Source organism: Vibrio sp. ABG19 (assembly GCF_029962385.1).
In the GTDB taxonomy this organism is placed as follows: Bacteria; Pseudomonadota; Gammaproteobacteria; order Enterobacterales; family Vibrionaceae; genus Vibrio; species Vibrio ostreae.
In genome coordinates this window covers 3113183-3130255 of the sequence record NZ_CP071708.1, presented here as the reverse complement: position 1 = coordinate 3130255, position 17073 = coordinate 3113183, and the positions used below count along the sequence as shown (strand labels likewise).

At 50.0% G+C, this 17073-nt stretch carries 17 protein-coding genes and 1 pseudogene; 12 read left to right on the top strand and 6 right to left on the bottom strand.

Annotation, left to right across the window (positions count from 1 at the left end; genetic code table 11):
* Positions 1 to 46: 46 nt before the first annotated feature.
* The gene (locus J0X00_RS20395) at positions 47 to 808 is read left to right on the top strand and encodes an SDR family NAD(P)-dependent oxidoreductase (protein WP_282477615.1); all 762 of its coding nucleotides are present in this window, start codon (positions 47 to 49) and stop codon (positions 806 to 808) included.
* A gap of 142 nt (positions 809 to 950) precedes the next feature.
* Here J0X00_RS20395 and J0X00_RS20390 read toward each other — a convergent pair whose 3' ends face one another.
* Entirely contained in the window at positions 951 to 3197 is a 2247-nt protein-coding gene (locus J0X00_RS20390) for a phosphatase PAP2 family protein (RefSeq protein ID WP_282477614.1), read from the bottom strand.
* Between the two features lie 426 nt (positions 3198 to 3623).
* Between J0X00_RS20390 and J0X00_RS20385 the strand changes: the two genes are divergently transcribed.
* The 11 genes and pseudogenes from J0X00_RS20385 (at position 3624) to J0X00_RS20335 (ending at position 12349) form a co-directional block, all read left to right on the top strand.
* Positions 3624 to 3815, top strand: coding sequence for a hypothetical protein (locus tag J0X00_RS20385; RefSeq protein WP_282477613.1), 192 nt, complete (start codon positions 3624 to 3626; stop codon positions 3813 to 3815).
* Between the two features lie 133 nt (positions 3816 to 3948).
* Complete coding sequence (locus J0X00_RS20380; protein WP_282477612.1) at positions 3949 to 4887, top strand: universal stress protein; 939 nt, start codon at positions 3949 to 3951, stop codon at positions 4885 to 4887.
* A 135-nt stretch (positions 4888 to 5022) separates the two neighbouring features.
* Positions 5023 to 5214, top strand: coding sequence for a hypothetical protein (locus J0X00_RS20375; RefSeq protein WP_136484627.1), 192 nt, complete (start codon positions 5023 to 5025; stop codon positions 5212 to 5214).
* 161 nt (positions 5215 to 5375) lie between these two features.
* Positions 5376 to 8042, top strand: a complete 2667-nt coding sequence (gene mbhE / locus J0X00_RS20370) for a hydrogen gas-evolving membrane-bound hydrogenase subunit E (RefSeq protein WP_282477611.1) — start codon at positions 5376 to 5378, stop codon at positions 8040 to 8042.
* Entirely contained in the window at positions 8042 to 8395 is a 354-nt protein-coding gene (locus tag J0X00_RS20365) for a Na+/H+ antiporter subunit C (protein ID WP_282477610.1), read from the top strand. Before mbhE ends, J0X00_RS20365 begins: the two co-directional genes overlap by 1 nt.
* Positions 8392 to 9888, top strand: coding sequence for a proton-conducting transporter membrane subunit (locus J0X00_RS20360; RefSeq protein WP_282477609.1), 1497 nt, complete (start codon positions 8392 to 8394; stop codon positions 9886 to 9888). The genes J0X00_RS20365 and J0X00_RS20360 overlap by 4 nt, the downstream gene beginning before the upstream one ends.
* A complete protein-coding gene (locus J0X00_RS20355; RefSeq protein ID WP_136484636.1) occupies positions 9885 to 10361 on the top strand; it encodes a Na+/H+ antiporter subunit E in 477 nt (158 codons plus the stop codon). The genes J0X00_RS20360 and J0X00_RS20355 overlap by 4 nt, the downstream gene beginning before the upstream one ends.
* The gene (locus tag J0X00_RS20350; RefSeq protein WP_136484638.1) at positions 10354 to 10632 is read left to right on the top strand and encodes a cation:proton antiporter; all 279 of its coding nucleotides are present in this window, start codon (positions 10354 to 10356) and stop codon (positions 10630 to 10632) included. Before J0X00_RS20355 ends, J0X00_RS20350 begins: the two co-directional genes overlap by 8 nt.
* Positions 10632 to 10925 carry a monovalent cation/H(+) antiporter subunit G gene (gene mnhG, locus J0X00_RS20345; protein ID WP_218563025.1) on the top strand — a complete coding sequence of 98 codons (294 nt, stop codon included), beginning with the start codon at positions 10632 to 10634 and terminating at the stop codon, positions 10923 to 10925. Before J0X00_RS20350 ends, mnhG begins: the two co-directional genes overlap by 1 nt.
* Positions 10926 to 11075: 150 nt before the next feature.
* Positions 11076 to 11576, top strand: a complete 501-nt coding sequence (locus J0X00_RS20340; RefSeq protein ID WP_282477608.1) for a hypothetical protein — start codon at positions 11076 to 11078, stop codon at positions 11574 to 11576.
* 306 nt (positions 11577 to 11882) lie between these two features.
* A pseudogene (locus J0X00_RS20335) lies at positions 11883 to 12349 on the top strand (GNAT family N-acetyltransferase).
* 193 nt (positions 12350 to 12542) lie between these two features.
* Here the strand turns inward: J0X00_RS20335 and J0X00_RS20330 are convergent.
* The 5 genes from J0X00_RS20330 to J0X00_RS20310 all read right to left on the bottom strand — a co-directional run bounded on the left by J0X00_RS20330 (position 12543) and on the right by J0X00_RS20310 (position 16912).
* Positions 12543 to 13505 carry a transposase gene (locus J0X00_RS20330; RefSeq protein ID WP_282477607.1) on the bottom strand — a complete coding sequence of 321 codons (963 nt, stop codon included), beginning with the start codon at positions 13503 to 13505 and terminating at the stop codon, positions 12543 to 12545.
* A gap of 460 nt (positions 13506 to 13965) precedes the next feature.
* Positions 13966 to 14244, bottom strand: a complete 279-nt coding sequence (gene rplY / locus J0X00_RS20325) for a 50S ribosomal protein L25 (RefSeq protein WP_136484765.1) — start codon at positions 14242 to 14244, stop codon at positions 13966 to 13968.
* Positions 14245 to 14526: 282 nt separating this feature from the next.
* The gene (locus tag J0X00_RS20320; protein WP_282477606.1) at positions 14527 to 15873 is read right to left on the bottom strand and encodes an ATP-binding protein; all 1347 of its coding nucleotides are present in this window, start codon (positions 15871 to 15873) and stop codon (positions 14527 to 14529) included.
* On the bottom strand, positions 15863 to 16522 hold the full coding sequence (locus J0X00_RS20315; RefSeq protein ID WP_136484769.1) for a response regulator transcription factor: 660 nt from the start codon (positions 16520 to 16522) through the stop codon (positions 15863 to 15865). Before J0X00_RS20315 ends, J0X00_RS20320 begins: the two co-directional genes overlap by 11 nt.
* Positions 16523 to 16588: 66 nt before the next feature.
* Entirely contained in the window at positions 16589 to 16912 is a 324-nt protein-coding gene (locus J0X00_RS20310; RefSeq protein WP_240798173.1) for a PepSY domain-containing protein, read from the bottom strand.
* Between the last annotated feature and the right edge of the window lie 161 nt (positions 16913 to 17073).

Below are 17073 nucleotides of genomic sequence, written 5' to 3'. Positions count from 1 at the left end.
GTCACTCTGAATCAGCACTGTTACTGTTTTAAAGAAGGAATGAGAAATGTCGAAAGTTGCATTTATTACCGGCGCAACATCAGGTTTTGGCCGCGCTGCGGCGCGCAAGTTTGCCTCACAAGGATGGTCGGTCGTGATTACCGGGCGGCGAGAAGAGCGACTGCAGGCATTGAGTGACGAGTTAGCTGAACTGTCTCCGGTGCATTATCAGGTACTGGATGTACGAAACAACGAAGAAGTGGTGCAGATGGTGCAATCACTGCCTGAGACCTTTAAAAACATCACTTGTCTGGTCAACAATGCCGGCCTGGCTCTGGCGCCGCAGCCGTCGCAGACCGTGGACATCAATGACTGGCACACCATGATTGACACCAATATCACCGGTCTGGTCAATGTGACGCACGCTCTGCTGCCGACACTGATTGAAACGGGGAGCGGCGCGTCCATCATCAATGTCGGTTCGATTGCCGGCCAGTGGCCGTATCCGGGCAGCCATGTTTACGGCGCGAGCAAAGCGTTTGTGAAACAGTTCAGCTACAACCTGCGCTGTGATTTGCAGGGCACGGGCGTGCGTGTCACTGATCTGGCGCCGGGTATTGCGGAAACTGAGTTTACCCTGGTGCGTACCAAGGGCGATCAGGCTGCATCGGATGCGTTGTATGAAGGCACCCGGGCGCTGGCAGCAGAGGACATAGCCGAAACCATGTTCTATCTCGCGACCTTACCGCCACACATCAACGTTAATCGCATGGAAGTGATGCCGACCGATCAGGCCTGGTCTCCATTTGCGATTCATCGTGAACAGTAATGTCATTGTGGAAGATGATGATCTGTTGACACAGCGATGCGGTGTGACAGCAAAGAGAAGAGAAAAAATGGCCTGAATGACAGGCCATTTTTGACGGGTGGTGTTTCAATCAATTCGTGTTATTGCCTCGATGCCGGTCGACTTACACCGCCGGAATAACAGTTACGCTAAGGCCGGTTTCGCTGTACATCAGTTGCGCCGTGTATGAACCGCCGTTAGCGTCTGAGACGGTTACGTTGTCAAACTGACCTTGCAGATGGTCTGCGCTCAGCAGAGGGTACGTTGTCGCAGCAGACAACGCTGGCACAGTCAGTTGCAGCTCGGCGCCACTCAGATAGATGGTCTTGTCTGCCTGAACTTGCGCGTTATTCACCAGGTTCAGTACCAGAGTCCCGCCATCTTGTACAAAATCAGAGACATTCAGAGATCCCGCTGCTGCGTCGCTGTTTCCGGCGTCGATAGACACAGAAAGCACACCGTCCTGCTGATAAAGCGTACCTGTCCCGGTCGCAGAAGATGATGCTGCAATCAATTCGCCGCTTTGCAGTACCACACCGCCGCTGAAGCTGTTGTTGCCTTGCAGCGTCAATGAGCCGCTGCCTTGCTTGGTCAGCAGGCCGTTACCGGAAATGTCGTTACGCCAGGTATCCTGAGCACTAAACCCTTCGTCTGCAGCGTCCATGAGCACGGTAACATCACCGTTAAATGCGCCATAGCCATCGGCTGCCATGACTAAATCCAAACGACCCCAACCGCGAGACTGGTTGATGACCGGATAATTTGAATCAATTTCTGTCGTGGCCAGTACCGCGCGGCGCTGCGCATCGCTTAGATAAGGGAAGCGTGTTGCCAACAGAACTTCAGCACCTTTGGGTACTTGCGGAGCAACACTGGTTTCATCCAGAGCCGGAAAGCCGTACGTCAAAGCGGCGCGATAGCGCGCTTTCATTGCGTCATGATCAGTGTAGCGCTGTGCTTCTGGATCAGAAGTTGCGCTGTGGGCGAACTCATAAATGGAATTAAAGCCCGCCTCCTGTGCTTTTTGTGCAAAATAGCTGTTGGCCTGAGTTAATGCCGCACTGGCCAGGTCCGGACGCGCGTTTAACGCAGCGGCGGTAACGGCTGTGCCCATGATACGGCCGCCGATAACATCAAGTGGAGAGTGCATTCCGGCCACAATACGGTTGGTGCCCAAATCCACGGCACGTGCGGTCATCTCGGCAAAGCGCGCTGGAATGGCGTACGCAAAGGCTAGGCCGCGGTCAACCGCTTCGGTGGTGTGTCCACTTGGGAAACCACCATCTTTAGCTCGACCCGACACCCAGGCATCTCCGCTGCCAGCGGTATAATTGGAGCTGAATGAACCATCGCCGTTATCGGTGTAAACCGTGCGACCAGCGCAGCGTAAGCCAGGGATAGGCGACACAAGCGGATTTACTGGGAAATCATAGAATTTTGTGTCCGCGCTGCCATCCAGATTGTAACAAGTGAGTTGGGTGACATCATTGATGTCGCTGAAACTGGCGACACTGTAGTCGCTTTCAATCCGCCATGGACGCGGTGATTCAAAGTGGTATTTCGGGGCCTCCGTTGACGCTCCAAAGTCTCTGACCAGATTGAGCAGCGTGACCATATCGTCCAGTTCGTAACCAAGTTCACCATAGTTGGTTCCGTTGCCCAGACCGTCGTTCATCAGGCGGGATTCATCAAAGATATCGATGGTTGTTCCGCCGACAGAGACCTCGGTACCATCAGCACTGTAGGCATAATTGGAGACAGAGTTCGCACCGCTGCGATAGTCGTCCGCCAGCGCACCCAGGCCTGATGTCAGGCTGTAACCTTTTTCGCGCTGATCATCGAGATAAGCAAATACCTGCGTAGCCGCGTCAGTGCGATCCACATCGGGTGCGCTTTGGCCCGGCCGGGTCAGCGTTTTTACATAGTCAAAGTTATATTGCCATATGTCCTGATCAAGCGTCTGCTCTGCGCCGAAATCGACCAGCAGAGCGCGACTGGTGCTGTTGGTCGCGCCACCGCTTATGCCCGTGTAGGTTTCGTAGCCAGTCGCAATACTGAGAGAATCCGAACCGGTGCTCGCCCAGGTGGTATCACCCAGAGTCCAGATGTCATCAAAGCCGGCCAGGATCTGCAGAATCGGGTTTACGCCGGCGTGGTAGGCCACAACGTTACCTTTGGCGTTGGTCACCGGTATATCCCCATCCACGACCGGCGTTCCGTTAATTAGAGGGACACTGACGCTCTGTTCGTAGCCTAAGCCTTGTGGCACTGCCGGCTTATCAAAATTGGTTGAGTCGGAATTACAGGCACTGAGTAGCGCGGCTGCCAGAGCGGTTAGCGTGAAGATTTTATGCTGGTGGTGAAGTTTCATCGGAGAAAGTTGTCCTTACCTTTTACAATGCGTGTCCTGACGGTATGCGCCAGAGGCTCAAATCAGGCGATGATGCTAGTTGCTGCAAATGACAATCAGGTTTCAACGTGATGAAGTTTTTATACGTACTCTGAAATATATCAACAGGTTAATGACACAACTAATAGTAAGCTAGCGGTAGATGGCCTGACCGGAAATCCCCTAATGCAGCGTAGCAGTGGCCAGCGAACGATGAAAAGCTGTGCTATCTATTGGATAACGTCACCGCCGGGTGTTTGTTATTTTCTTCGTTAATTCAGGAGGTCGTATGCAGAATGAACAAGCGCTTCAGGATTAGATTCCCAACAACTATTGTTTTGGCTGCGGAGTGCCCAATCCGATCGGGTTACAGGTAAAAAGCCATTGGCGTGACGAGAATGAATCTATGTGCACTTTAACCCGGCGAGTTATCATAGCGCCGGCCTGCTGCAATTTGTTAATGGCGGTATTATTTCCACTCTGATCGATAGTCATTGTGTATGTATTGCTATCGCCAAGGGTTACCAGTTGCAGCGGCGCCCGATTGGCAGTGGCGAAGCGGTGGAGTCAAAGTATCCAGCCAGTGGTTTAAGTCGCTAAATAGTCCCGCCAGCGGGATGTAAGCAACAGGTTGGCTATCGTGTGACCTATGTAAATTAATACGCCGTTACAATTGTGGGTTAGGTATTATACTTCCCGAGTGGTTAAAATTTAACCACTTAAGGAGGTGTGTATGAAACGATTTGAGAACATACTGTATGCCACCCAAGGGTTACCTGGTCATAGTGACGCGCTCGACCAGGCTATTCGAATCGCTCTGAACAATGGCGTTTCTGTCACTGGTCTGATTGCCTGTCCGGCTTTCCCGCAAGAGTGGGCTCATTACCAGCAAAGTTATGAACACTCTTTGTCTAATTCGCTGCAGGAAAAGGTGGCCCGTTTCAGATCAGAACATGATCTATCTGAACAGCAAGCACCATTTCCGCTCCTGGTCAAACACAGTGAGCAACCCGCTATCTGTATCATTAAACAAGCCCTTGAGAACGACCACGATTTGATCATCAAAGAAGCGGAGCCGCTGCGCAACGGGGCCGGTGGCTTTAAAGCGCTGGATATGACCTTGTTACGAAAATGCCCGTGTGCCGTTTGGCTGCATCGTCCCACAGATAAGCCCAAAAACAAACGAAGAGTTGTGGTAGCGATTGATCCGACGCCAAGCGGTGAGGCACAACATGCGCTCTCTTTACGTTTACTGGAGCTTGCGCGATCGATTGCTGATTCCTGTGACAGCCGACTCCACCTGATTTCATGCTGGGAATACTATCTCGAGCATTATCTTGAAGATAACAGTTGGATCCATGCCGATCCGCAAGAGCTTAATCAGGAAATTGATAAAGCCAAAAACAGCCATCAACGCGCATTACAGCAATTGCTTGAAGAGTCCGGTATTGCAGGCGAAACGGTCACTCATTATCTGCACGGTAATCCCGATGACGCCATTCCGGAATGTGTGCAGCAGGAGGATGTGGATGTCCTGGTGATGGGCACTCTGGCGAGAACCGGTATTGCCGGATTTGTGATTGGCAACACCGCGGAGAATATTCTGCAATCTATTCGCTGTTCTCTGGTCGCCCTCAAGCCGGAAGGGTTTGTTTCTCCGATCAAGTCGTGACCGAAGAGACTGGGCCGCCTGGTAGCAGGAGATTAAACGGCTGACCATCAAAAATGTCAAATCGCTAGTTCGATGTTAAATCGCTAGTCAGATGTTAAACAACGGGTCTGATGTTCAATAAATAGGGAGCTCGATATGCAACGATTTTGCCCACGATGTAAAACAGAAATGATAGAACGTCTTAATGTCTACGTCTGTCCCAGAAATGATATCGGTGATTGCACTTACGATGCATTTGACAGCACGGATGGCGATTACGAAAGCACGCGAGGTCAGTCTGTTTACAGTGATCTGCGTTCTTTTAATACTGCCGGCAGCAACAAATAGCTCAAACGGGCAATCAACATACACCGGGTGGTGTAGCGCCATACCTCTGAATAAATGTCTGCTATTGAAAGTTGCTGCCTGGGCGAGCTATCCGGCCGTTGTGATACGCCGTTTAGCTCCCCTTCGCGCTATCATCACCGCTGTATCAGATTGTAGCTGAAATGCCTGAATTGACTCATCATGCTCGTTCGCAGCCTATAGCCTGGCTTTTGTTTCCGTTGTTGCCGCTGGTTATCTTTGTTGCGTTGCTTTTCTGCTATGACGCGCAGGGGAGTGACGCACAGGGGACAGTCTGGTCTGTACCTTGGGTGGCGTCGATGGGGATCAACCTGAGTGTACGCCTCGACGGATTATCTGCTCTTTTCGCGGGATTAATCAGCGGTATCGGTTTTTTGATTCAGGTGTATGCGCTGGCATATCTGCGTGGCAAACCGGCCCGGTTGTCATTTCACTGTCAACTCACTTTGTTTATGCTGGCCATGCTCGGCTTGGTGGTCAGTGACAACTTGTTACTCCTGTTTGTTTTTTGGGAGCTAACTACGCTCACTTCTTATTTGCTGATCGGGTTTAACCATGAGAGCCCGACTTCACGTCAAAACGCCCTGCAATCGTTACTGGTTACCGGTGCGGGTGGGCTAGCGTTGCTGGCCGGGCTCATAATGCTGGGTGACATGGCAAATAGCTATGAGCTCGACGTGATATTGCAGCAGACTGAAGTGATAGCCAGTCATGCGCTGTTTTTGCCCTCCATGGTGCTCATCTTTCTCGGCGCCGTGACCAAATCGGCACAATTTCCTTTTCATTTTTGGCTGCCCAATGCAATGGCGGCGCCGACACCGGTCAGTGCTTATCTTCATTCGGCGACTATGGTCAAGGCCGGGGTCTATTTACTGGCTCGCTTTTCACCGATCTATTCCCACAGCGAGGTATGGTTTTATACCCTGGTGATCATCGGCGGAATTACGGCGGTCTGGTGTACGCTGGTCGCTATCCGTCAAACGGATCTCAAGTTAATGCTTGCATACAGCACTAATGTTGCACTGGGTAAACTGATGTTGTTACTTGGCATCGGTACTCAGTTATCGGTGTCCGCATTGCTGCTTTTTATCGTGGCGCACGCTCTGTACAAAGCGGCTCTGTTCATGGTGGTGGGAAACGTTGATCTGGCGACCGGGACCAGAGATATACGGCGCCTGTCCGGCTTGAAATCAGTTCTGGTCATGAGCACAACAGCATTGGTGATTGCGGCGTTATCGAAGGCCGGTCTGCTGCCCATGATGGGATTTGTCAGTAAAGAGTATATGTACAAAGCCTCGCTGGAAATCGGAATTATGGTTACCGCGACTTTGGTAGCGGCCAATGCATTAATGGTATCGGTGGCTATTTTGTTAGTACGCAAGCCGTTTTTCTCGCGTCAATCCGGGACGGCGTCAACCATCAAACCAGTCGAAAAAAGGTGGGCTTTGTGGCTTCCCGCGACCTTATTAGCGTCAGGCAGCCTTCTTTTACCTCTGTTTGGCCTGAACTGGCTGGATGAGCAGGTTATTACGCCCGGTGTCGCGGCAATCTTGCCCGGAGCTGAGCCTGAACCAACCAAACTTTGGCAAGGGTTCAACTTCGCGTTATTGCTGAGTGTCATCACGGTTTTGCTGGGGGTGGCGGTGTACGTGTTATGTCCGGGCCTGCTTTCGCGCTGGCGCAGTGCAGGGGAGCGAGTTATCAAGGCCGAGGTGGTCTTTTCCGGGTTGATTGGGGCTATGACGCAGATTGCCCGCTGGCAAACACAGTGCCTGCAGCACAAACCGCTGCGCAGTTATGTATTACGGTTTTTTAGCGTACTGGCCGGCTTGCTGCTCATCAGTTCGATGGCGTTTACCACGCTGCCCTTTGATTCCCTGTCTGAGGTGGCTTTTTACGAAATTGCGATAGCACTGCTGATGGTGGCGGCGGTGTTTGTTTGTATTACCACCGGTGCACGCCTGTTGGCGATTGCGGCGCTGGGCAGCATAGGTTTTATGACCACACTTGTGTTTATGCTCTACAGTGCGCCGGATGTGGCTAAAACCCTGCTGCTGGTTGAAACCTTGATGGTGGTATTTATGGCGCTTCTGATGCGCCATATTCCCCGTCTGGAAACGGTGCACGCTCATTCCGCTCTGCGTAAGACTGTACATGCGATCGTCGCTGTGACGATAGGGCTTTGCGTTTGTATGCTTTTGCTCTATGTGACCAAGCAGCCGCTGGACCTGACAGTGACCGACTTCTATGCACGCAACAGTGTGCCGGGCGGGCACGGGCGTAATATCGTTAACGTTATCCTGGTTGACTTTCGTGCGCTGGACACACTGGGTGAAGCACTGGTGGTTGTCCTGTCAGGCCTGGCTGCGGTGAGTTTACTTTCTTCACGCTACGGTAAACAAAATCGTATCCAGTCGCTGATTTTTGCGACGACCTCTCATATTGTTGCGGCGCTGATGCTGGTTTTCTCTCTGTACTTATTGCTGCGCGGACATAATCATCCCGGCGGTGGTTTTATCGGCGCGTTAATCGCGGTGATCGGTTTCTCTTTGCTGATGTTCGCTAAATCACCGCGTTATGTGCGCGACAGACTGCAATATCCGCCGTTTCGGATTGCGCTGTTCGGGGTGCTGTTGAGCCTGACGGCCGGCAGTTTCAGCTATGTTGCCGGTTTACCCTTATTAACCGGTTTGTGGTGGACAGAACCAGTTACGATCGGCACACCGCTGATGTTCGACATCGGTATTTACCTGGCGGTGATCGGCGGCGTGATGGGAATGCTGCTGCGCATCAATGAGGAGCTGGACTAATGGAACTGCTCTGGAGCATGGTCGTCGGCGTATTTGTTTCGGCAGGCATCTATTTGATGTTAGAGAGGCATGTGCTGCGTTTACTGTTCGGGCTGATTCTGCTCAGCAGCGCGATTAATCTGGCGATCTTCACCGCCGGTCGGCTGACACCGGGCTTACCGGCACTGATTGAAACCGAACAGGTATTACCGCCGGAAGGGGCGGCTAATTCGTTACCGCAGGCCTTGATCCTGACCGCTATTGTGATTGGCTTCGGTTTGCTGATATTCACTTTGATACTGCTTTACCGTGCCAATTCTGAAGCAGGCTCGGCCGATGCGGATAGCATGCAATCATCGGAGGACGACAAATGATCTCTGTGCTGCTGACTCTGCCGGTGGTGATCGCTTTGTTTACTGCGATCGGGCTGTTTTTTGTCCGGGATTCTCATCGTGTCTCGGAATGGGTCAGTGCGATAAGCTCGATTTTTACTCTGATCGTGAGTTGGGTACTGGGTGTTACTGTGTTTGAACAGGGGCCACAGGCGGTGGCATTTGGTCAGTGGCCGGCACCGTTTGGTATTGTGTTTGTGGCTGATCTTTTTAGTGTGGCGATGGTGACGGTCACTGCGCTGATCGGCGTGGTGAGTGTGTTTTATGCTATGGCAGATTTGTCGCATAAACCAGCATACGGGCTTTATCACATGCTAATGCACGTGCTGCTTGCCGGGGTGTATGGCGCGTTTCTGACCGGTGATATCTTTAATCTCTATGTTTGGTTTGAAGTGATGCTCATCGCTTCATTTGCACTGATGGTAACCAACGCACGTAAGCAACAAATTGACGGTGCGGTGAAGTATGTCGTCCTCAATCTGGTTTCTACCCTGGTGTTTTTACTTGCGATTGGTTTGCTCTATGGCGCGACCGGTACGCTTAATCTGGCAGACTTACATGGTAAAGTGGGCCGTTTGTCGGTTGAAATACAGACCTCATTAGCTGCGTTATTTCTATTTGCGTTTGCGATTAAGTCGGCGCTTTTTCCGCTCTTCGCCTGGTTGCCGGCGTCCTATCATACCTTACCCAGTGGCGTTGTGGCCCTGTTTGCGGCTTTACTGACCAAAGTGGGCGTGTATGCGTTGATGCGGGTTTTTACTCTGGTATTTCCGCTGCCCGGCAGTGGATGGCAGTCAACCTTGATATGGGTTGCCGCATTGACGATGTTAACCGGTGTGCTCGGTGCAGCCAGTCAGTTCAGCATTAAAAAAATATTGTCATTTCATATTATTAGTCAGATTGGCTACATGATCATGGGGCTTGCGTTGTATACACCGCTGGCGTTATCCGGTGCCATTTTTTATATCGTTCATCATATTATCGTTAAGGCTAACCTGTTCTTGATCGGCGGTTTTCTGGAACGTAGATATGGTTCGGACCAACTTGCGCAATTAGGTGGCGTGTACAAGGCAATGCCGTGGCTGGCGGTGCTGTTTTTGATACCTGCGTTCTCGCTGGCGGGATTTCCGCCATTGTCGGGGTTCTGGGGCAAGTTTCTGGTAATAAAAGCCAGTGTGGAAACAACGTACTACGTACTGGCCACGGTCGCTTTGGTGGTCGGATTGTTAACGATATTCTCAATGACCAAAATCTGGAGCGAAGCATTCTGGAAGGCTTCTCCCGAGGTCCGGAAAGAGGCCTCGCTACCGGTGAAAATCCAGTGGTTGTATTGTGCACCAATCGTGCTGTTAACTTTAATCACTGTGCTGATTGGTCTGGTGGCGGAGCTATTTTATCAGTTTGCGCTTCAGGCGGCGGGACAGTTGTTGCAACCTGATGGCTATATTTATGCTGTGCTGGGAGAGAAGGAATGACGTATTTATTACTCAATCTTTTTTTAGCCCTGATCTGGATGATGCTTAACGGCAGCTACACCAGCCTGAGTTTTATCGCCGGATTTGTGATTGGTTTCATTATCTTGCGCCTTAGCCGGCCTTTTGGGCTCAAAAGCAGCTATTTTCGACGTTTCAGAGCGGTGTTCGTTCTGTTGCTCTATTTCAGCTATGAAGTGATTCTCTCGTCTGCGCGTGTTGTCTGGGATGTGATTACGCCGACTCATCTCAGCGACCCCGATATCCTTTATATCCCACTGGATGTGCAGTCTGACCTGGAGATCACGCTTCTGGCTAATATGGTTTCTCTGACTCCGGGCAGCTTGAGCCTGGATGTTACACCGGACAAGAAATACCTTATTGTGCATGCCATGTTTGCTTCCAAACAAGATCAGGTGGTACGAAGCATTAAACAGGGACTGGAGAAAAAAATTCTGGAGGTGACTCGTGACTGACTGGTTAGTACTCAGTATCAATATCGCCTACGCCGGGTTATTAGTTAGCATATTATTTGCGTTTATCCGCTTGATTCTGGGACCGACGCTGGCAGATCGGGTCGTTGCGCTTGATCTGATCTCATTTACCACCATAGGTTTTGTGACGGTCTACACACTCGATAGTGGTCAGCAAGCTTTGTTAGATATTGCGATTACACTCGGGTTGGTTGCATTTCTGGGGACAGTCGCGTTTGCCCGGTTGATCATTAAACAGAAGGGAAACGAATAATGGAAGCCATCACGGGAATTCTGCTGTGTCTGGGAACCGTATTCATTGTGATTGCCAGTTTAGGCGTGCTGAGAATGCCCGACCTTTACACACGCATGCATGCGGCGACCAAAGCCGGTACGGTTGGCGTCAGTTGTTTATTGCTGGCATTAGCGTTCAGCATCCCGGAAATTACGGTCATTTCCCGCGTTATTGGCACGATTTTATTTATTGTTCTTACCGCTCCGGTTGCAACTCATCTGCTTGGCCGCGCAATGATAAAAACCGGTTATAAAATCTGGCGCAATGACTGAAAAGGTTTCAGGTATTCGCATGTTTGCCTTTCATCTGTCAATGGCGGTACTTGCCCTGCTAATCCTTAACTGACCTGAGCATCGCAGGTGTTTCTGGTAAAGTTATGTGATAAAAAGAGGATTAAATTCATTCTTTTATTCGGGTTTACTATGCAAAGAATTTTAACTGTACTTGCGCTGACACTGTCATTGCCGTTGACGGGGTGCGCTACCTCTGAAGTACCGCCACTGGCTATCGGTGATAAAGTGAATCTGGCTGGTCTGCAGGACCAAAATGAGAATACTTTTACTCATCAGAACAAGATGCAAGCCTTGTTGTTTGTCGACGGCATGGCGGGTAAAGACCTGATTCAGAACGCACTTAATACCATAGATACGCAATGTATGGATGAAGGTAAGTTAGTTTATCTTGCTGATATCAGTGCGATGCCGGGTTTAATTTCAAAATTCATCGCGGTGCCTAAGATGCGTGATTACGGCTATCCCGTCTGGCTTGACCGTGACGGAGCGGCTTCTTCCGCTTTACCGGTACGGGAAGATCAGGTGACGCTGCTTAGCATTGATGATCAGTTGATTAGTGGCGAAGAATTTTTTGCTAGTAGTGAAGCCCTGACCCAGCGTTTGGCCAAGATGTGTGGCGTGGCTAAATAAACCGTTGTTGTTTGCTGTTACCCGAATCCCGAGGAAAGACCTTCGAGGACACACGCCTTCTGGAGAAGGATCTAGAGGATGGAGTTTCAAGGACACTCGCGATTGTCGAGTCGAAATTTATGTCTACGCGAGTAAGAATTCCGAGGACACACTCTTTAGAACGGAATTATTGGGACACACGCTTTAGCATGGTATTACTCGCCAAGCTGGTATCGGACACGCGCGATTAATTTGGTCTTGTTGCTCGTCTGCTATATCCTGCCGTGATACGAAACCACCCCAATAAGTGGCCTGACGGAGGACGTTTTGTTAAAGATTCGTCGTTATAAAACCGATGATGCCCTTACTTTACGAGAGCTTTTCATCAGCACGGTTCATCACATCAACCAACGCGATTACACTCAGGAGCAATTGTGTGCCTGGGCTCCGGTCGAATTTGACGCTGTTTTGTGGGACACACAGCTAACGTTGTTAAATCCTTATGTTGTACATCTCAATGGCAAAATTGTCGGTTATGCCGACTTACAACCCGATGGTTTAATTGACCACTTCTTTTGTCATTATCAGCATCAGGGGCAAGGCATCGGACGATTTTTAATGCAGCATGTCCTGATTAAGGCTCAGCAACGGGGTATTAAACGGCTCCATGCTCATGTCAGTATTACTGCCCGTCCTTTTTCGAACATATGGGCTTTCGGGTAGTCAAGGCACAGCAGGTGACTGTACAGGAACAGACGCTGACTAACTATCTGATGGAACGACCGGCGTGGTAGCGCTGCCAAATGAGTCCAGCGCTGGCTTACATCTACGATGGGGTTTAAAAAGGTCAGGGAGTTTGCGGGTATGGGGTATAAATTTGAGCAGACGATTTCAGTCGACTATCGGCAACTGACTTTTACCGTTTAACGCCCAGGTTAAACCGTTCTATGCTCGGACCAATAATCCAGAGTCGTGACTCAGACATCGTCAGGATATATGAACGCCACACATACGTTTACGCTTGAGTTTGTCTTTTGCGCGCAGTAACTCAGGGGTTGAACCTATCCATAGTCCAGACTGCTTTTCTAACTGGGTGCAGAGTCTCAGGCACGTCTGCTGGGGCAGGGTTAACTGCTGCAGGATGAAGGGATGAGTGGCATCGAGTCGTCCTTTTTTGTCAGGTCTTAACTGACGCCCGATCCAATCAAGCAGTTCCAGGTAATCACTGAGCCGGAAAGGGATACCTGCCGCCTTATCCTGATGTTGGTAACCAACAAAATCAGATAAAGGCGATGCTGTTGTATTGCCTTTTTCGAGCTCTGACAGTCTGAATTTAATCGACGTGTGATCAGATTGTTTCAGTGACGGTGCAATATTCGCTCTGATCGGGTTAAGATCAACGTAAGCCATTGCTGCGAGCAGCGCTTTTTCATCTAGCAGAGCTTGAGATTTAAACCTGCCTTCCCAAAATCGCCCTGTGCAATCATCTTCTCTATTCGCTTGAACGGCAATATCGTAGTTCAGTTCTTTCATAAACCAGCTTAGTGAACACAGGCGTTGTCGCCAGGTATCTATGAGTTGATGGCAGAGGTTCCATTCAGTTTCGCAGGTCAGTTGCTGAGAAATGTATCTCTGTATGATGACAGGTAAGGTGTGTTCTGCGCCCCACCGTTCGACGACTTCAAGCTCTGAAAGAGACTGGGCTGCGTCGGTATCGATAAACGTAACCAGATGGTAATGGTTGCTCATAATGGCATAGGCGCAAATACGGACACAGTAGATTGCGGCTAAGGACAGGATGCGCTGTTCTACCCAGTCACGACGATGTTCGTAAGACTGCCCGGACAGCTTGTCGTATCCGCATAAGTAAGAACGTCTTACGCAGCGAGAAACACAATGATAATAAGGTGTAACATCAGGACGGATGAGCTGACTGCGTGCGGTCGTCATAAGAGTCTTCCGATAGGGGGCGTCATCAGATAATGGTCAATCAAGAGATGATTTTCATGAACGACGTTAAGAGACGCGACTGAGGTCAAGTAAGTGAATGTCCATCAGGGTGGTGCGAGTATGAGATACAGTGACTTTCGTTAGGTGTGTGTCCGCTTTGAACATCCGCTTTGAACATCAGTCTTGACTCGGATGTGTTCTTGGTAGGTGCGTGTGTTAATCATATGCTGGGATGTTTATCGAAGAGGCGAGTGTCCTTGTTATTTGCTTGGAGGGATTTGGGTGTGTGTCCTGGTTTTATACTCGTTTGATGAACTGAGGACTGATTCAGGACCCAAAAACGGTGAAACCCCGATGTTGGTAGCATCGGGGTTTCGAATTTTTAGATATTTCGGATGGTAAGGCCGATAATCTTTATGCAAAAGGCTGGATTAAATCCGGCTAATTCCCTGGTGAGGAATTAGATGCGGATGAAGTCCATGTGCTCAACTTTTGGCTTGAACGCGTGACGTTGAACGTCTTGTGGTTTAACCTTAACTTCAGCACCATCGATTACTAGAACGATAGTTTCGTAGAATTCAGGCTTATCCATCTGGTTGATCACGTCATCGTGGTTCAGAGCGATAGAAACTGGCGCAGCCTCACCACCGTAAACGATAGCAGGGAATTGACCAGCGTGACGTAGGCGGCGGCTCGCACCTTTACCTAGCTCAGTACGTACTACTGCTTCAAATTTCATAGTATTTACTCTCAAATTAGTAAAAATAGATAGTGTTACAGCAACAATGCGACCTTGTTGCTGTGTTAAAGTTTTGAAACCAACGAAGAGTTAGCATCAAAACGAGCGCGGATACTAGCATTCAAACGGCTTGTGAGCAATAGAATTTCTTTCGGTTCGATGCTGTATGATGCTGATTTGCCCGATTTGCGCTGGCTTTGCAAGCGTATGGTTGATTGATTTTCAAAACTAGCTTGGTTGACTCTGTTTGGGCGCAGACAGCGGCAATGCTGATAGTCCGAGTCATGGTGTAGGCTGTTTCAGGGTCAGTGTGACTTTCAGTCCACCCAGTTTACTGCGTGATAAAGTCAGTTTGCCCTGATAACTGTGCGCCATTTCACTGACAATATTCAGTCCGAGTCCAGTTCCTGGTTCACTTTCGTCCAGACGTACGCCACGTTTGGTTGCACGATGCAAATCAGCCTCATCGATGCCCGGCCCGTCATCTTCAACGGTAATTTCCACCCGTTGTTTATCAAGGGTACGGCTATAAACTCTAATCAGGGATGATGCCCACTTATAACCATTTTCCAGTATGTTGCCCATCATTTCATCAAAGTCGGTGCTTTCGACACTGACTTCGAGTTCTGAATCCAATTCGTTGACCAAAATGATTTCACGTTCGGCGTATACTTTATCAAACGCGATGGATATGGCGTCAACCCGTTCACTCGGGTTGGTTTTGGCTGCCAGAATATTGGCCGAACCGGCCATTCGGGCCCGGCCGAGATGATAGTCAATCTGAGATTGAATCTGATCAATAGAAGGTTGCAGCTTGTTTTGCTGATCCTGGGGCAGTTGTTCGCTTTCGTTTTTCAGTACCGACAGCGGGGTTTTCAGAGCATGGGACAGGTTACCTGCATGATGACGTGCGCGTTCCAGCAGTTCTTGGTAGTGAAACAGCAGGGCATTGAGATCGCGGATCAGCGGTGCGATTTCTTTCGGGTAACTCTCATCCAGACTCGATTGTTGCCCTTTGCGCAATGCAACCAGCTCTTTTTGCATTTTCGCCAGCGGCCACAGCGACCAGGAAATCTGTGCTCCAATCAATATCAGCACGCCGATAAACAGTAAACCGAGGATGCCCCACAATTGGCCTCCGACCTGTTTCAAGGTCGCCATGATGGGCGCTTCATCCACTCCGACCACAATGTTAATTGGATTGGAGAATTCCCGCAGATAAATGGTACGCGACAGCACAATCAAGGGTTCATCTTTGGCGCCAAAGTAACGGGTTTTAAGTGCATGGGTTTCTTTGGTCATCGAGCGGTCCCACAGAGAGCGTGAGCGCAACTCCTGGCTGCCGACTTTGGCGGTCCAGTACAGACCGCTGTAGGGCTGATAGAAACGGGGATCTGACAAGCGGATGCCAAGGCTCAGGCTGCCACGGTCATTGGCGCCGAGGTTCGCCGTGATTTCATCCATCGAGAGAGTAAGCTGCTGCTCGGCATCGGCAACCAGGTAATCTTTGATAAGGCTTGGAATCAGATAACCGGCCGCAAGAATCATCACGCCTAGCCATAAGGTTGCAGCAAGCAATAAGCGGGTTTTCAGACTGAGTTTTCTGAACGGCGAGGACTTATTCGGCATTCAGCTGATATCCCAGGCCGCGCACGGTTTTGATGATTTCAGGTGCGACTTTTTTGCGTATCCGACCGATGAACACCTCTATGGTATTGGAGTCACGATCAAAATCTTGCTTGTAGATGTGCTCAACCAGTTCGGTTCGTGAAATCACCTTATCCGGGTTGTGCAGAAAATAGGCGATCACTTTATATTCCAAAGCCGTCAGGCTGACCGGCGCGCCCTGCCAGGTTACCGTGGAAGTGCGAGTGTCCAGACTGAGCTGGCCGTAAGACAAAACCGGTGAAGCACTACCGGATGCTCTGCGTAACTGGGCACGCAAACGCGCGATCAGCTCCAGAACTTCAAACGGTTTGGTGAGATAGTCATCTGCGCCCGCATTCAGGCCGTCAATCCGTTGGGTTAGCGTGTCACGCGCACTCAGAATAACGACCGGTGTGTTGATGTTCTCATCCCGGATGCCTTTAAGCACTGTCAGGCCATCGAGTTTTGGCAGGCCCAAATCGAGAACAATCGCATCCCAGGGCTCAGAAGTGGCGCGATACAGCGCATCGACGCCGTCTTGGGATAATTCTGCGACCCAGCCAGCCTGATCCAGGGCGTCGATAATTTGTTCGCCCAAGCGGGTATCGTCTTCGATAACCAGAATTTTCATGTATTTTCTCTTTGTTATTTTTTATTCAGCATAAGGCGCCCGGTGGACGCCATATCTTATTCCGAGTTAGCGTTTGATAAACTCAAGCACGTTACGTCCTTCAATAGACATTAGCTCAAGGGTGGTGGCGTTGTATTCCACCTCAATCACTTTATTGTCATGCACCAGTTTGAGTTCGTAGATCCATTCGTTGTCGTCTTCTTCGAGTTCGACTTTAATCACGCGGCCATAAAGCTGTTCATCAATCGCCGCATATAATTCTGAGAACGGGCGGATACGGCCCTGTTGTACAGCTGCAAACACTTTGTCTTGGTCTTCATCAATCTCGACTCGCGCTCCATGTCGTTCTGCATCTTGCAGAAATTCATGACCGGCACTTTGCTGAGCCATAACCGGTAATGACAGGCAGCCCAGCAGGGTGATCCAAGTACGAAGTTTTAAGCTTTGATTTAACATATGTGATTCCGTCCGATTGTGGTTAACGATTTGATGCTCAGTATACGAAGCACAAAATGAACCCAAGCTGAATTGTTTGTTAAGCTAACATCTGG

Coding starts and splice junctions, on each gene's coding strand:
- J0X00_RS20375 (WP_136484627.1), top strand. CDS start 5,023: ATGCAACGATTTTGCCCACGATGTAAAACAGAAATGATAGAACGTCTT.
- J0X00_RS20360 (WP_282477609.1), top strand. CDS start 8,392: ATGATCTCTGTGCTGCTGACTCTGCCGGTGGTGATCGCTTTGTTTACT.
- mbhE (WP_282477611.1), top strand. CDS start 5,376: ATGCCTGAATTGACTCATCATGCTCGTTCGCAGCCTATAGCCTGGCTT.
- mnhG (WP_218563025.1), top strand. CDS start 10,632: ATGGAAGCCATCACGGGAATTCTGCTGTGTCTGGGAACCGTATTCATT.
- J0X00_RS20365 (WP_282477610.1), top strand. CDS start 8,042: ATGGAACTGCTCTGGAGCATGGTCGTCGGCGTATTTGTTTCGGCAGGC.
- J0X00_RS20390 (WP_282477614.1), bottom strand. CDS start 3,197: ATGAAACTTCACCACCAGCATAAAATCTTCACGCTAACCGCTCTGGCA.
- J0X00_RS20395 (WP_282477615.1), top strand. CDS start 47: ATGTCGAAAGTTGCATTTATTACCGGCGCAACATCAGGTTTTGGCCGC.
- J0X00_RS20355 (WP_136484636.1), top strand. CDS start 9,885: ATGACGTATTTATTACTCAATCTTTTTTTAGCCCTGATCTGGATGATG.
- J0X00_RS20310 (WP_240798173.1), bottom strand. CDS start 16,912: ATGGCTCAGCAAAGTGCCGGTCATGAATTTCTGCAAGATGCAGAACGA.
- J0X00_RS20315 (WP_136484769.1), bottom strand. CDS start 16,522: ATGAAAATTCTGGTTATCGAAGACGATACCCGCTTGGGCGAACAAATT.
- J0X00_RS20320 (WP_282477606.1), bottom strand. CDS start 15,873: ATGCCGAATAAGTCCTCGCCGTTCAGAAAACTCAGTCTGAAAACCCGC.
- J0X00_RS20330 (WP_282477607.1), bottom strand. CDS start 13,505: ATGACGACCGCACGCAGTCAGCTCATCCGTCCTGATGTTACACCTTAT.
- J0X00_RS20340 (WP_282477608.1), top strand. CDS start 11,076: ATGCAAAGAATTTTAACTGTACTTGCGCTGACACTGTCATTGCCGTTG.
- rplY (WP_136484765.1), bottom strand. CDS start 14,244: ATGAAATTTGAAGCAGTAGTACGTACTGAGCTAGGTAAAGGTGCGAGC.
- J0X00_RS20380 (WP_282477612.1), top strand. CDS start 3,949: ATGAAACGATTTGAGAACATACTGTATGCCACCCAAGGGTTACCTGGT.